This is a genomic window from Marinobacter sp. F4206 (genome assembly GCF_019392195.1).
Classification (GTDB): Bacteria; Pseudomonadota; Gammaproteobacteria; order Pseudomonadales; family Oleiphilaceae; genus Marinobacter.
On the sequence record NZ_JAHXKI010000002.1, the window covers coordinates 570,601 to 583,782 of the forward strand.

15 protein-coding genes are annotated in these 13,182 nt (G+C 60.0%); 9 read left to right on the top strand and 6 right to left on the bottom strand.

Annotated elements, in window-relative coordinates; translation table 11 throughout:
• Positions 1-48: 48 nt before the first annotated feature.
• The 8 genes from KZO34_RS04880 to KZO34_RS04915 all read left to right on the top strand — a co-directional run bounded on the left by KZO34_RS04880 (position 49) and on the right by KZO34_RS04915 (position 8,046).
• Positions 49-2,850 (top strand): monovalent cation/H+ antiporter subunit A, encoded by a 2,802-nt coding sequence (locus tag KZO34_RS04880; RefSeq protein ID WP_219473939.1) that lies wholly within the window; start codon positions 49-51, stop codon positions 2,848-2,850.
• On the top strand, positions 2,850-3,218 hold the full coding sequence (locus tag KZO34_RS04885; protein ID WP_219473941.1) for a Na+/H+ antiporter subunit C: 369 nt from the start codon (positions 2,850-2,852) through the stop codon (positions 3,216-3,218). Before KZO34_RS04880 ends, KZO34_RS04885 begins: the two co-directional genes overlap by 1 nt.
• Positions 3,215-4,732 (top strand): monovalent cation/H+ antiporter subunit D, encoded by a 1,518-nt coding sequence (locus tag KZO34_RS04890; RefSeq protein WP_219473942.1) that lies wholly within the window; start codon positions 3,215-3,217, stop codon positions 4,730-4,732. The genes KZO34_RS04885 and KZO34_RS04890 overlap by 4 nt, the downstream gene beginning before the upstream one ends.
• Positions 4,732-5,220, top strand: a complete 489-nt coding sequence (locus KZO34_RS04895; protein WP_219473944.1) for a Na+/H+ antiporter subunit E — start codon at positions 4,732-4,734, stop codon at positions 5,218-5,220. The genes KZO34_RS04890 and KZO34_RS04895 overlap by 1 nt, the downstream gene beginning before the upstream one ends.
• Positions 5,217-5,486 (top strand): K+/H+ antiporter subunit F, encoded by a 270-nt coding sequence (locus KZO34_RS04900; protein ID WP_219473946.1) that lies wholly within the window; start codon positions 5,217-5,219, stop codon positions 5,484-5,486. Before KZO34_RS04895 ends, KZO34_RS04900 begins: the two co-directional genes overlap by 4 nt.
• A gap of 39 nt (positions 5,487-5,525) precedes the next feature.
• Positions 5,526-5,858, top strand: a complete 333-nt coding sequence (locus KZO34_RS04905; protein ID WP_219473948.1) for a Na+/H+ antiporter subunit G — start codon at positions 5,526-5,528, stop codon at positions 5,856-5,858.
• Between the two features lie 107 nt (positions 5,859-5,965).
• On the top strand, positions 5,966-6,247 hold the full coding sequence (gene ppnP / locus KZO34_RS04910; RefSeq protein ID WP_219473949.1) for a pyrimidine/purine nucleoside phosphorylase: 282 nt from the start codon (positions 5,966-5,968) through the stop codon (positions 6,245-6,247).
• A 155-nt stretch (positions 6,248-6,402) separates the two neighbouring features.
• Positions 6,403-8,046 carry a fatty acid--CoA ligase gene (locus tag KZO34_RS04915; RefSeq protein WP_219477175.1) on the top strand — a complete coding sequence of 548 codons (1,644 nt, stop codon included), beginning with the start codon at positions 6,403-6,405 and terminating at the stop codon, positions 8,044-8,046.
• A gap of 72 nt (positions 8,047-8,118) precedes the next feature.
• Here the strand turns inward: KZO34_RS04915 and KZO34_RS04920 are convergent, their stop codons facing one another.
• The 4 genes from KZO34_RS04920 to KZO34_RS04935 all read right to left on the bottom strand — a co-directional run bounded on the left by KZO34_RS04920 (position 8,119) and on the right by KZO34_RS04935 (position 10,992).
• Positions 8,119-9,372, bottom strand: a complete 1,254-nt coding sequence (locus tag KZO34_RS04920) for a D-amino acid dehydrogenase (protein WP_219473950.1) — start codon at positions 9,370-9,372, stop codon at positions 8,119-8,121.
• Between the two features lie 15 nt (positions 9,373-9,387).
• Positions 9,388-9,744, bottom strand: a complete 357-nt coding sequence (locus KZO34_RS04925; protein WP_219473952.1) for a translation initiation factor Sui1 — start codon at positions 9,742-9,744, stop codon at positions 9,388-9,390.
• Between the two features lie 36 nt (positions 9,745-9,780).
• Positions 9,781-10,308, bottom strand: coding sequence for a DUF4136 domain-containing protein (locus tag KZO34_RS04930; RefSeq protein ID WP_219473954.1), 528 nt, complete (start codon positions 10,306-10,308; stop codon positions 9,781-9,783).
• Between the two features lie 78 nt (positions 10,309-10,386).
• Positions 10,387-10,992: an IMPACT family protein gene (locus KZO34_RS04935; protein ID WP_219473955.1), complete on the bottom strand. Its 606-nt coding sequence runs from the start codon at positions 10,990-10,992 to the stop codon at positions 10,387-10,389.
• A 15-nt stretch (positions 10,993-11,007) separates the two neighbouring features.
• On the opposite strand from KZO34_RS04935, the gene KZO34_RS04940 reads away from it, so the two are divergent.
• The gene (locus tag KZO34_RS04940; RefSeq protein WP_219473957.1) at positions 11,008-11,220 is read left to right on the top strand and encodes a hypothetical protein; all 213 of its coding nucleotides are present in this window, start codon (positions 11,008-11,010) and stop codon (positions 11,218-11,220) included.
• Here the strand turns inward: KZO34_RS04940 and KZO34_RS04945 are convergent.
• Positions 11,179-12,495, bottom strand: coding sequence for a sensor histidine kinase (locus KZO34_RS04945; protein WP_219473958.1), 1,317 nt, complete (start codon positions 12,493-12,495; stop codon positions 11,179-11,181). The two genes, KZO34_RS04940 and KZO34_RS04945, sit on opposite strands and share 42 nt — an antisense overlap.
• Entirely contained in the window at positions 12,492-13,178 is a 687-nt protein-coding gene (locus KZO34_RS04950) for a response regulator transcription factor (RefSeq protein WP_219473960.1), read from the bottom strand. The genes KZO34_RS04945 and KZO34_RS04950 overlap by 4 nt, the downstream gene beginning before the upstream one ends.
• Between the last annotated feature and the right edge of the window lie 4 nt (positions 13,179-13,182).

The window sequence follows — 13,182 nt, forward strand, 5'->3', positions numbered from 1 at the left end:
AATACCCGTTTCCATTCATGAAAAAGAAGAACCGATAACGAGGTTGCGATGTCGCTACCGCTGGTTGTTTTACTGCCGTTTCTGGGTGCCATCGCCGCGCCCCTGTTCGCCCAGGGCGGACGCACGGCGATCGCTATAGCATCTTCCGTTCCGGCCCTGATTGCCCTGGCCGCGCTTTACCCTCACTGGCAGACCATTGCCGACGGCGGCGTCATTCTTTTCAGCGCCGAGTGGTTACCGGCGTTGGGACTCTCTCTGAGCTTTCGACTCGACGGTTTGTCTCTGCTGTTCGCGCTGCTGATTCTGATCATCGGGCTGCTGATCATTCTCTATGCCCGCTACTACCTGAAAGCCAAGGAAAACGTCGGCAAGTTCTACGCCCTGCTGTTGTGCTTCAAGGGATCGATGCTCGGCATCGTGCTCTCCAGCAACCTGCTGTTAATGATGATCTTCTGGGAGCTGACCAGCCTCACCTCCTTCCTGCTGATCAGTTTCTGGACCCACAAGCAGGATGCCCGACGCGGCGCCCGCATGGCGCTGGCGGTTACCGGCGGGGGCGGTCTGGCCCTGCTCGCCGGCATTCTGATGATCGGCAACATTGTCGGTAGCTTTGAGCTGGACGACGTGCTGGCGGCCGGTGACCAGATCAAGGCCCACGCCATGTATCCGGTTGCGCTGACGCTGGTTCTGTTGGGCGCCTTTACCAAATCCGCCCAGTTCCCTTTCCACTTCTGGCTGCCCCATGCCATGCAGGCGCCCACCCCGGTGTCCGCCTACCTTCACTCCGCGACAATGGTCAAAGCCGGTATCTTCCTGATGGCCCGCCTCTACCCGGCCCTGGCGGGAACCGAGCAGTGGTTCTACATGGTGAGCTTTACCGGCATGGCCACGCTGCTTCTGGGCGCCTACATAGCGATGTTCAAGCATGACTTGAAAGGCCTGCTGGCGTATTCAACCGTCAGTCACCTGGGCCTGATTACGCTCCTCTTCGGGATGGGCACAAAGCTGGCCGCTGTCGCGGCGGTTTTCCATGTGATTAACCACGCCATCTTCAAGGCATCCCTGTTCATGGCTGCGGGCATCATCGATCACGAAACCGGGACCCGGGACATGCGCCGGATCAACGGTCTGTGGCGTTATATGCCCCACACCGCGACGTTGGCGATGGTCGCCGCCTCCTCCATGGCCGGCGTACCGCTGCTGAACGGCTTCCTGAGCAAGGAAATGTTTTTTGCAGAATCCCTGGAACTGAATCTGCCGGGACTCTGGGCCTGGTTGCCGCCTCTGGTGGCCACGCTGGCCGGGATTTTTGCGGTGGCCTATTCGGCTCGCTTCATCCACGACGTGTTCTTTAACGGCAAACCGGTAGACCTGCCGATCTACCCGCCCCACGAACCGCCCCGGTACATGAAAATCCCGGTCGAGATTCTGGTGTTCGCTTGCATCATGGTGGGCATATTTCCGGCCATCTCGGTCGGCCCGCTATTGTACGCGGCAGCCTTTGCGACTCTTGGCGGCGATGTCCCGGAATACCACCTGACCATCGCACACGGTTTCAATCTGCCATTGCTCATGAGCTTTCTCGCATTCTTCGGCGGCCTGCTCATGTACAGCCAACGTCAACGCTTTTTCGATTTCCATGCCCGTTTCAAGGAAGTCGATGAAAAGGCCGTGTTCGAAGCCGTGGTATTGCGGGTCGAGAACCTTGCTAACCGCCTGACAGCCAAGCTTGAGAATGGCTCGCTTCAGCGCTATGGCATGCTGCTGGTGCTCAGTGTGATCGCCGTGGCCGCCGCGCCTCTTGCCAACTTGGGGGTATTCATCGGTGAGGCCGGCCTCAGCCCGGTCGACGGCGCCACGGCAGTTGGCGCGGGTATCCTGATCCTTTGTGCCGCGCTGACGGCAGCCCTCCATCGGGCCAGATTTTACGCGCTGGTCCTGCTCAGCGTCGTTGGCCTGCTGGTGGCACTGGCGTTTGCCCGGTTCTCGGCGCCCGATCTGGCCATGACCCAATTGTCCATCGAGGTCGTCACCATTGTGCTGCTGATGCTGGCCCTCTACTACATGCCGTCCTGGACACCGCTGGAGACGTCAGCGCCGCGCCGGACCCGGGACATCATCATCGCCCTGGTTGCCGGTGTCGGCATGACCCTGGTAACCCTGGCCATGCTGACCCAGCCGTTCAGTTCCATCTCCGAGTTCTTCCTGGAGAACAGCAAGCCCGGGGGAGGCGGCACCAATGTGGTCAATGTCATTCTGGTCGATTTCCGGGGCTTCGATACGCTGGGCGAGATTACCGTGCTGGCCATTGCCGCCCTGGGTATCTACGCGATGCTGAAAAATACTGCCCTGACACCGCCCCCGGGCGATGGCCAGGGCCATAACTGGACACGGGATGCACACCCGCTGATGTTGAAACTGATCGCACGGCCCATGCTGCCACTGGCACTCATGGTCTCCGTATTCATTTTCCTGCGTGGCCACAACCTTCCCGGCGGTGGCTTCATCGCCGGCCTGATCACCTCGATCGCCCTTATTCTCCAGTACGTGGCCAGTGGCATGATCTGGACTCAGGACCGGGTACCCTTCAAGTACCACAGCGTCATCGGCGTAGGCCTGTTGTTCGCGGTTATTGCCGGTGCCGGCAGCTTCGCGTTCAACTACCCGTTCCTCACCTCCACGTTCGGCTACATTACCTGGCCGATAGTGGGTAAATTTGAGGTGGCGTCGGCCCTCATCTTCGACCTCGGCGTCTACCTCACGGTCATCGGCGCGACTCTGCTGGCCCTGGTCAGTATTGGGCGGCTGTCACCTCACTCGGCCATCCAGAGTCCTAAGGAGGGCGCGTAATGGAGCTTGTCTTTGCACTGGTCATCGGCGCCCTGACCGCCTCGGGCGTGTACCTGCTGTTGCGGGCTCGCACCTTCCCGGTGGTGGTCGGGCTGACGCTGATTTCCTATGGCGTCAACCTGTTCCTGTTTTCCAGCGGCCGGCTCGCAACCGGGGCCCAACCCATTATCGGCACCACCGACGCCTATACGGACCCCCTGCCCCAGGCGCTTGTGCTGACGGCGATTGTTATCGGCTTTGCCATGACCGCCTTCGTCGTGGTGCTGTCATTGCGTAGCCTGGCCGACCACGAGGACGATCACGTGGACGGCCATCAGGACGTCAAGCCAACCAAACCGGAGCAGAACGAGGAGGGTACCGGCCAATGAACCAGTGGCTTACCGCACCCATCCTGATTCCACTGCTCGGCGGCATTCTTCAGGTGTTCATGGGCTATGCGCCCATCAGCCTGAGACGCACGCTGGCCATTGCCACCACCGTGCTGCTTCTGGTCTCGACCATTGTCCTGGTCGTTATGGCCAGCGACGACAGCTACCGCCTCTACGCGTTTGGCAACTGGCAGCCTCCATTCGGCATTGTCCTGGTATTGGATCGCCTGGCAGCCCTGATGCTGGTTCTGACGGCGATTCTGGCGCTGTTCTGCCACATCTTCGCCATCGGCGGTGCCGATGAGGGCAACCGTCAGTTCCACGGGCTGTTCCTGTTCCAGCTCATGGGGCTGAACATCGCCTTTCTTACCGGTGACCTGTTCAACCTGTTCGTGGCGTTCGAGGTTCTGCTGATTGCCTCCTACGGTCTGCTAATGCATGGCGGCGGCCGGGCCCGCACGGTTCCTGGCCTGCATTACGTGGTGCTTAACCTGGCCGGGTCCGCCGTGTTCCTGATCAGCGTCGGCATGATCTACAGTGTCACTGGCACCCTGAACATGGCGGATCTCGCCCTTGAGATACCAAAGGTCAGTGGCGAAAACCTGAACATTGTGAAAGCCGGCGGCATGATGCTGCTGGTGGTCTTTGCCCTGAAAGCCGCCCTGATCCCCCTGTGTTTCTGGCTGCCCAAGGCCTATGCCAAGGCCACCGCGCCGGTGGCGGCATTATTCGCGGTCATGACCAAGGTGGGTATTTACGCGATTCTGAGGGTCTACCTGCTTATTTTCGGCGACGATGCCGGCGCACTCGCCAATCTGGGCATGGACTGGCTGTTCCCGCTGGCGCTGATCACCCTTGCCATGGGGGTTATCGGGGCCCTTGGGGCGGACAACCTGAAAACCCTGGTTGCCTGGCAGGTCATCATTTCCGTTGGCACCCTGATGGCCCCCATTGCCCTGGGCTCGGTGGCGGGCATCTCCGCGGCCCTGTTCTATCTGCTCAGTACCACCTGGACCGTCGGCGGCCTGTTCCTGGTCGCCGAACTGGTGGCCCATCAGCGGGGAAGTGCCAAGGACAGGATTGTAACGGCCCCGCGCATGCGCAACCGCACCTTCCTGAGCGTGCTGTTTCTGCTCGGCGCAGTGGCCGCCGCCGGCCTGCCGCCGTTGAGCGGGTTCTTCGCCAAGCTGCTGATCCTGCAATCGGTTGTGTCCGGCCCCGAGATGGCCTGGTTGTGGTCGGTAATCCTGGTCGGCAGCTTCTTTACCGTCATTGCCTATAGCCGGGCTGGCAGCATCGTGTTCTGGCGGACCGTGGAAGGGCACATTGAGGAACCGAAGGCACTTGGGGGCAACGTCTCCGTCGCCGCCGGTGCACTTGTGGCCCTGAGCGTGGTTATCGTCGCTCTCGCCGATCCAATCAGCGCCTACACCGATGCCACGGCGGTCCAGCTTCACAATCCCGAAGGCTATCTCGAGATACTCAAGACAACCATGGTCGGGGAGGACAGCTAATGTTTGATCGCCTCAGTTTTCCCCAGCCCTGGCTCAGCCTGATTCTGTTCGTCACCTGGCAGTTGCTGAACGACGGCGTTACCGGTGCCAGCTTGGTTATGGGCGTAATCCTGGCCTGGGTGATTCCCCAGATCACCCACGGGTTTTGGCCCGAACGGCCGGCCTTCATCAAATCCTGGCGCATGCCCGCGTACCTGTTGCACGTCATCCGGGATATTGTTGTCGCCAGCTTCGAGGTGGCAAAGCTCATTCTCAGCTCGCGCCAGCCACGCCCGGTGTTCGTATGTTACCCGCTGGAGCTGGAACACCCGCTGGCCATCAGCATCCTTGCAAGCACCATCTCACTGACTCCCGGCACCGTCAGTGTCGATATCAGTGACGACAACAGGCTTCTGCTTGTGCACGCTCTGGACGCGGAGAACGATGAAGAGGTTATTGACGCTATCCGCACCCGCTACGAAAAACCGTTGCTGGAGATGTTCGAATGATCACCATCACGCTCTACATTACTATTGGCATGGTGACCCTCGCGGCCCTACTGAATGTGTATCGTCTGTTCAAGGGCCCGGATGCGCCCGACCGCGTATTGGCGCTGGACACCCTCTATATCAACGCCATCGCCCTGATCATCCTACTGGGCATAACGCTCGGAACGCGTATGTACCTTGAGGCCGCCCTGCTGATTGCTGTTATGGGGTTTGTCGGCACCGTAGCCATGGCCAAATACCTGAAGCGGGGCAGCGTCATTGACTAAGCCACTACCTCGCCCAACCGCCTTTGGAGAACTTTTGCGATGAGCCAGTTTGCTGAGTACGCCATCTGCCTGCTATTGCTGACCGGTGGCGCGTTTACCCTGATAGGTGCTATCGGCCTCGCCCGACTGCCCGACTTCTTTACCCGACTCCACGGCCCCACCAAGGCGACCACCGTGGGCGTCGGCGCCATAGTCATCAGCTCCGTGATCTATTTCAGCAGTCAGGGAGGGGGCATTGGCACCGCGGAGATCCTGATCACGGTCTTCCTTTTCATGACCGCTCCGGTAAGCGCCAACATCCTGGGCAAGGCGGCCATGCACATCGGCGTGCCGACGGCGGAAAACACCCGGGGCAAGCCCTGGGAACAGTGACTGGCTGAACCCGACTGATCCGTTGGAGCTCATCGCCAAAATAGTCATTGGTCCTGAAGAATTTTTCCGTATAGTAGGCGCCCCACCCATTTTTGAGGAACCAGCGTATGCTGAAAGTTAACGAATACTTCGATGGCAAAGCCAAGTCCATCGCCTTCCAGACCTCAACACTGCCGGCGACTGTAGGCGTCATCAGCCCGGGTGAATACGAGTTTGGAACGAGCAAGAAAGAAACCATGACGGTGATCAGTGGTGCCCTCACCGTACTGCTACCCGGTGTGGAGGAGTGGATGACCTACGGTGCCGGCGAAAGTTTCGATATTGCAGGCCAGGCCAGTTTCAAGGCAAAAACCGATATCGATACCGCTTACCTCTGCACCTACGAATAATCTCTGGAACCGCAGAGCGTAACCGTCGTTTCATTTAAGCGCCGGTATGTTCTGCGTTTTTTTCTTTCTTCAAGGTTTCCGTTTTACTCAATCTGTGTCAGATTTACTCCTGTTTCTCGTGACAAAACCAACAACTGAGAAAGAGGAAACTCGTGATGGCACAAACCCGGATTCTCCCCCCTGCGGACAACGCCTATCAGTATCCGTTACTGATCAAGCAGCTTCTGCTCTCCGGCCCTCGTTATAACCCGGAGCAGGAGATCGTGTACGCCAATCGCAGCAAGTACACCTACACCGACCTGGTAGAGCGCATCCATCGCCTCGCCAACGCCTTGACTGATGCGGGTGTGAAGGCCGGCGATACAGTCGCGGTAATGGACTGGGATACCCCTCGCTACCTGGAGTGTTTCTTCGCCATCCCGATGATCGGCGCGGTGTTGCATACCGTGAACGTGCGCCTGTCGCCTGAGCAGATTGTCTACACCATGAACCATGCCGAGGACGACGTGGTTCTCGTGCACGACGACTTCCTGCCGATCCTGGAATCGGTCAAAGACGAGATCAAGACCGTCAAGACTTACATCCAGCTGACTGACGAGGCCTCTGCCCAGTCCACGCAGCTGGATACCGCGGGGGAATACGAAGCCCTGCTGGCCAAAGCCGCCACCGAGTTCGATTTCCCGGATTTCGACGAAAACAGCGTCGCAACCACCTTCTACACCACCGGTACCACCGGCAACCCGAAAGGCGTTTTCTTCAGCCATCGGCAGCTGGTGCTGCACACACTGTCCATGACCGGTTCTCTCTCCGCCTACGACGAGATGCCATTGCTCCGCTCATCCTCGGTGTACATGCCGGTCACCCCCATGTTCCACGTGCATGCCTGGGGCGTTCCCTACGCCGCCACGCTGATGGGCATCAAGCAGGTCTACCCCGGTCGCTACGAACCGGAGCTTCTGGTCGACCTGCTCAAGGAGCACAAGGTTTCCTTCTCCCACTGTGTGCCAACGATCATGCAGATGATGATGGGCACCGAGTCCATCAAGACCGCCGATCTGAGTAACTGGCACGTGCTGATCGGCGGTAGCGCCCTGACCAAGGGCCTGTGTGACGCCGGCGCCAAGCTCGGCATCCGCATGTACACCGGTTATGGCATGTCCGAGACCTGTCCGCTGCTGAGCGCCACCCACCTGGACCCTGAAGATCTGGATTTGCCGCTGGAACAGCAGACCGCCAAACGGGTCAAGACTGGCATCGCAGTGCCCATGGTGGAACTTGAAATTGTCGATCCCGATGGCAAGCCGGTTCCCCATGACGGTGACGCCAAGGGCGAAGTGGTCGCACGTGCCCCCTGGCTGACCCAGAGCTACTTCAAGGAAAAGCAGAAAGGCGAAGAGCTCTGGGAAGGTGGCTGGCTCCACACCGGCGACGTTGCCTCGATGGATCCGGACAACACGCTGGTGATCAAGGACCGCATCAAGGACGTCATCAAGACTGGCGGTGAATGGCTGTCATCGCTTGACCTTGAGAACCTGATCAGCCAGCACCCGTCCGTGGCCGGTGCAGCCGTCGTCGGGGTGCCCGACGAAAAGTGGGGAGAACGCCCCCATGCGCTGGTCACGCTCAAGCCGGGCGAAGAAGTTTCCCTGGAGGATATCCAGAACCACCTGAAGCAGTTTGTCGATGCCGGCGAGATCAACAAGTGGGCGATACCCAGCCAGATTGATTTTGTCGAGGACATTCCGAAAACCAGTGTCGGCAAGATCAACAAGAAACTGATTCGGGACCAGCTGCAGTAAGCTCTGGCCTGAGTCACCCAGCACTGAAAAAGCCAGCTCGCATGAGCTGGCTTTTTTGTCTTAACCGGTGCTTCAGACCCCGGTGAAGGCGAATTCCACCTCCGGCCGGCGCCCGCCGATGATGTCGGCCAGGGCGGCGGCTGAGCCACAGGCGTGGGTCCAGCCCAGGGTGCCGTGGCCAGTATTCAGATACAGATTGGGGAAGTGACTCTTGCCAATGTAGGGCACGTTGGACGGCGTTGCCGGGCGCAGACCGGCCCAGAACTCGGCCTGATCCCAGTAGCCTGCCTCGGGCATGACTTCGGCCGTACGCCGGACGATGGCGCGGCAGCGCGTGTGGTTCAGTTCCCGGGAATAGCCGCTGAGCTCGGCCGTGCCGGCCACCCGCAGACGGTCCCCGAGCCGAGAGTACACCAGTTTGTATTCGTCATCGGTCAGGCTGACGCTGAACGCCGCCTCCTCGTTCTTCACTGGCACCGTGATGGAATAGCCCTTGGCCGGATAGATATTGAGGGTCAGACCAAGCTGTTTCGCGAGGGGCCCGCTGAAGCTTCCGAGACTGAGAACGTAGGCATCGCCCCGCAGCGTCTCGTGGCAGCCATCCCTGATAGTCTCTACCCCCAGGACTCGCTCTCCGGCATGCTCGAAACCGAGCACCTCGGTACCGTAACGGAACTCAACCCCCGCCTCGACACACTTCTGGGCCAGATTCTGGGTAAACTTGCGAGCATCACCCGACTCATCTTCCGGCGTATAAGTTGCGCCCGCAATCCGGTCCTGAATCGGATTCAGGGCAGGCTCCAGCTCAACAGCCTTGTTCGCATCGATGATCTGACGATCACACCCCTGATCCTGCATGATCCGGGTCGGTTCGATAGCACCCTCAAACTCTCTCGGGTTGGTGTAGAAGTGCAGGATGCCCCTCTCCAGAGCATCGTATTCGATGCCCGCCTCTTTCCGCAGAGCCTGCAGCAGAGTCCGGCTGTAGGTGCCAAGGTTCACAATCTGTCGGATGTTGTGGGCAGCGCGCGCGGAGGTGCATTCGCACAGGAATGAGAGTGCCCAGCGCCACTGGTCGGGATCCATACGCGGCCGGAACAGCAGCGGTGCGTCCGGCTTGAACAGCCACTTGAGAACCTTGAGTGGGGCTGAGGGGTTGGCCCAGGGCTCGGCATGGGAAACTGAAATCTGCCCTCCGTTGGCGTAACTGGTTTCAACTCCGGCCTGATTCTGTCGGTCGACCACCGTTACCTGGTGGCCCTGCTTCTGCAGAAACCAGGCGGTGGTCGTGCCCACGACACCCGCGCCCAAAACCAGTATGTGCATGCATGCCTCCCGTCATTAGCCACCAGACCGTTTTACGGTCCAGCCTTTTGCCTGCAAAAGCGGGACAAGGATATCCCGCTGATCGCCCTGAATCTCAACCGTTCCGTCCTTGACGGTACCCCCGGTACCGCACTTGGCCTTCAGTACCTTGGCGAGGGCTTTGAGTTCCTTTTCATCCAGCGGGATGCCGGTAACCAGGGTGACGCCCTTGCCCTTGCGGCCCTTGGTTTCGCGGCTGACCCGGACAATACCGTCGCCTTCCGGCCGGGATGGTGTTCCGCAGGAGCACTCCGACACCGGATTCCGGCAGTCAGGGCACATCCGGCCCTGCTCCGTGGAAAAGACCAATCCGCCTTCAGATCGCTTCTTCATACCTGTGCTCTACTCCCCTTGCTCTGTCCTACTCGACTATTCAAGGCCGGGAGGGTACTTGGAAAACATCTCGGCCACTACCTCATCAATCAGTTCGTGGCGGGTCTCTGGTGACTGGTGCTCGGTCAGGTAGCGGCGACTTACAGCGCGCCAGACCACCTCATTGATGTCAGTGTCCACGAGTTCAACCACCAACTTGCCTTCTGTGACCTCCCGTACTGGCGGCGGAGCGGCAAGGCCCCAGCCAAAGTTGCTCCAGCCATAGCCGAATCCTACCCCCACACCGGTCTGCTCCAGCCGATCCTCCTCGACAATCTGCCAGTTGGCAAGCAGGTCCGCTTCGTCGGCCGTGACCTGTCGCATGGCTTTGCGCTTCAGCTCCCGCTCGACCGCATTCTGGACCCGGCTGCCATCCAGTGACATGAAGGAACCACTGCCGGCATCCTGGGCGAACGCCCAGGTGGCGTAATTGCCGAATACAACCGAGGAGTTGTAGTCCGTAATCACATTGCCGGAACACCCGGCCAAGGTCAGTACCAATGCCGAAATCATCAGAAAACGCATAGTGCAGTTCTCCTTTATTGGAGGTTTCGTAGCTTCAGTATACGCACAGGACACGGACCACGATGCCCTGCGGGTTCTTTATCTGTCGAGATCGTAATCCAGTTTCTGGGCCTCACAGAACGCGGCAAACTCTTCTGCCAGGGGTTCGGGCAACGCCACCCTGGCCGTGACCCGGGTGCCATACTCCACCGATTCCAGAACTGCACCATGAACCTCGCACCAGTGCCGAACGGGCTGTTCATCGGCAAAACCCATCACTACATCCGCCGGGATCATTGGCTGCTGAACCACTCGTTCAACAGCAGAAAGCACGCTCTCGGCAGCGCCGGCGTAGGCGCGTACGAGACCACCTGCACCCAGCTTGATACCGCCAAAATAGCGAACCACCATAACCAGAACATCCCCCATGTCCTTGTGCTGGATCACGTTGAGGATGGGTTTACCGGCCGTGCCGGAGGGTTCGCCGTCATCGTTCATCGCCGCCTCGGCGGCAGAGCCGGGGCGGCCAATCTGGTACGCCCAGCATATGTGCCGGGCGTCGGGGTGGTCACGGTGGGCCTGTTCCAGCCAGACCTTGACCTCATCCCTCGAACAGACCGGCGCGACGCGGGCAATGAACCGGCTTTTCTTCACTTCCGTCTCGCGCTCAAGGTATCCTGCCGGAACGGGGTAATCTCTGGTCATGAGTCGGTGAACCTTATGTCAACTGAAAACAATCACATCAGTCCGGGCACGGCGAAGCCTGCAAAACTCCGAAAGGCCGCCTGCGGGATTCGCTTCGAGGAAGACGAACTGCAGGAGGGCGTCGATTTCTCCGGCGCCGCCGAGCTCAAACCGGTGGATGAGGACGAATCGCAGGAGCGGCCGCCATCAGGCGGCGGTAAACACCGGCAACCGCACCGTCACCCGTAAGCCACCAGACTTGCCCGCCGCTGCGCTGATTTCGCCATCGTGGGCGGCTACGATATCCCGCGCAATGGCGAGCCCCAATCCCCAGCCCTTGCCGCCGCGTGACTTGTCGGCCCGAAAGAACGGCTCGAACAGGTGCGGCAATAACTCGGCCGACACGCCCGAGCCTTCGTCCTCGATATCAACCGTCACCTGAGCATCCGCCACCGACGACCTCACCTGCACCCGTTTCCCCGGTGGCGTGTGATCCAGCGCGTTCTGCAGGATGTTGTCAAAGGCCCGCTGCAGAAGGCCAGCATCGCCCAACACCGACACCCCGGCGGTCTGATCCGTAGCCAAAAGAGTGCATTCCACGCCCTGATGATCAGCGTAGTCCGCAGCATCCCGCAAGACCTGATTGATCAGTTTGACCGGCTTGACCGGTTCACGCTCAATATCACCACCCTGTTCGGCGACCCGGTACAGCGTCAGGATCTGCGAGGTCATGGCCTCCAGCCGCTCATTCTGGCGCAGGATGCTGGCGATCAACTGCTCGTCGGCCCCGCCGTCGCTGGCCAGTTCAATCGCAATACGCTGACGGGTGAGCGGCGTCCTCAGATCATGGGAAATATCCCGCAGCAGGTGTTTCTGGCGCTCGAGCAGACTGCACAGGCGTTCGGTCATGGCGTTGAAGGCGGTGGCAAGCTGGCCGACTTCATCCCGTCGGCGGGCTATGTCGTCGCCCACCCGCAGATCCGTATTACCACCGGCGATCCTCTGGGCTGTGCTCTCCATGTGTTTCAAAGGCCGTGAAACGAAACGGGCAATCCACCAGCACGCGAGCGTGATCAGTACGAAGGCCAGGCCCATCTCAATAAACCGGAAGAACTTCGGGTCGAGCCAGCCCTCTCCATTCACCCGGGGCCAGGCCACCAGTTGGTAGCCCTCGGCCACATCGATAACCGCAGGTTTCTGGGGGTACCAGCCAGATTTCATACGCTCGCGAATAGGCGATGGCAAACGCTCGTCGTCGTCCCGCTCAATCAGAATCAGGCGCAACTCCAATCGTCGTCCCTGATCGCGAAGAAAACGCCATGCGTCACCACGGCCCTCGGTTTCACGAATCGTGATGGCCTCCAGACCCAGATCCTTCAGGCCAACCTGACGCTCAATGGCCTGCCGCTCGCGATCCAGCAGCGTTCGCGTGGCCAGGCTACTGACCAACACGGTGACCGCCATGGCCAGCCAGATCGACAGGAAAATCCGCCAGAACAGGGGAAACATCAGGCGCCGGGTCACACAGGCACCCGATAGCTGTAGCCCAGTCCACGAACGGTTTCAATGCGCGGTGGATCTTCATTGCCCAGTTTGCGGCGCAGGTTGCTGATGTGCATGTCCAGGGTACGGTCATAGGCTTCTAGCCGACGCCCAAGCGCCCATTGCATCAAGTCGGTTTTGCGCACGACGCTGCCGGAGTGGGCCAGCAGAACCTGCAACACCTCATATTCGGTGGCGGTGAGATCAAGGGCGACGCCTTGCTGGAGAATGCGCCGGTGCCCCGGTTCAACCCGCAAATCGCCATAGACCCGGGCGGCGTTCACCTCGGTCTTCTGATCCCAGGCTATGCGGCGCAATAGTGCCTGAAGGCGGGCCACCAGCTCTCTCGGGTTACAGGGTTTGGGAATGTAGTCGTCGGCCCCCACTTCAAAGCCGACAATCCGGTCGGTCTCATCGCCGCGGGCGGTCAGTAGCACGACCGGCAGGTGGGTAGCTGCACGCAGCTCCCGCAACACCTCCAGGCCGTTGATGTCCGGCAGCATGATGTCCAGCACCACAATGTCACAATCCTGGCCGAGGGCCAGGGTCAATCCGTCCTGGCCATTGGCCGCCTCGCGGACGGTAAATCCCTGATTGGCCAGGTAGCGGGCCAGCAACTCCCGCAGTTCATCATCGTCTTCTACCAGCAACACCCGGTTTTGCATCGTC

What these genes read in the sequence shown, in the direction of transcription:
- KZO34_RS04880 (WP_219473939.1), top strand. Translation starts at nt 49, where the DNA reads ATGTCGCTACCGCTGGTTGTTTTACTGCCGTTTCTGGGTGCCATCGCC.
- KZO34_RS04885 (WP_219473941.1), top strand. Translation starts at nt 2,850, where the DNA reads ATGGAGCTTGTCTTTGCACTGGTCATCGGCGCCCTGACCGCCTCGGGC.
- KZO34_RS04890 (WP_219473942.1), top strand. Translation starts at nt 3,215, where the DNA reads ATGAACCAGTGGCTTACCGCACCCATCCTGATTCCACTGCTCGGCGGC.
- KZO34_RS04895 (WP_219473944.1), top strand. Translation starts at nt 4,732, where the DNA reads ATGTTTGATCGCCTCAGTTTTCCCCAGCCCTGGCTCAGCCTGATTCTG.
- KZO34_RS04900 (WP_219473946.1), top strand. Translation starts at nt 5,217, where the DNA reads ATGATCACCATCACGCTCTACATTACTATTGGCATGGTGACCCTCGCG.
- KZO34_RS04905 (WP_219473948.1), top strand. Translation starts at nt 5,526, where the DNA reads ATGAGCCAGTTTGCTGAGTACGCCATCTGCCTGCTATTGCTGACCGGT.
- ppnP (WP_219473949.1), top strand. Translation starts at nt 5,966, where the DNA reads ATGCTGAAAGTTAACGAATACTTCGATGGCAAAGCCAAGTCCATCGCC.
- KZO34_RS04915 (WP_219477175.1), top strand. Translation starts at nt 6,403, where the DNA reads ATGGCACAAACCCGGATTCTCCCCCCTGCGGACAACGCCTATCAGTAT.
- KZO34_RS04920 (WP_219473950.1), bottom strand. Translation starts at nt 9,372, where the DNA reads ATGCACATACTGGTTTTGGGCGCGGGTGTCGTGGGCACGACCACCGCC.
- KZO34_RS04925 (WP_219473952.1), bottom strand. Translation starts at nt 9,744, where the DNA reads ATGAAGAAGCGATCTGAAGGCGGATTGGTCTTTTCCACGGAGCAGGGC.
- KZO34_RS04930 (WP_219473954.1), bottom strand. Translation starts at nt 10,308, where the DNA reads ATGCGTTTTCTGATGATTTCGGCATTGGTACTGACCTTGGCCGGGTGT.
- KZO34_RS04935 (WP_219473955.1), bottom strand. Translation starts at nt 10,992, where the DNA reads ATGACCAGAGATTACCCCGTTCCGGCAGGATACCTTGAGCGCGAGACG.
- KZO34_RS04940 (WP_219473957.1), top strand. Translation starts at nt 11,008, where the DNA reads ATGTCAACTGAAAACAATCACATCAGTCCGGGCACGGCGAAGCCTGCA.
- KZO34_RS04950 (WP_219473960.1), bottom strand. Translation starts at nt 13,178, where the DNA reads ATGCAAAACCGGGTGTTGCTGGTAGAAGACGATGATGAACTGCGGGAG.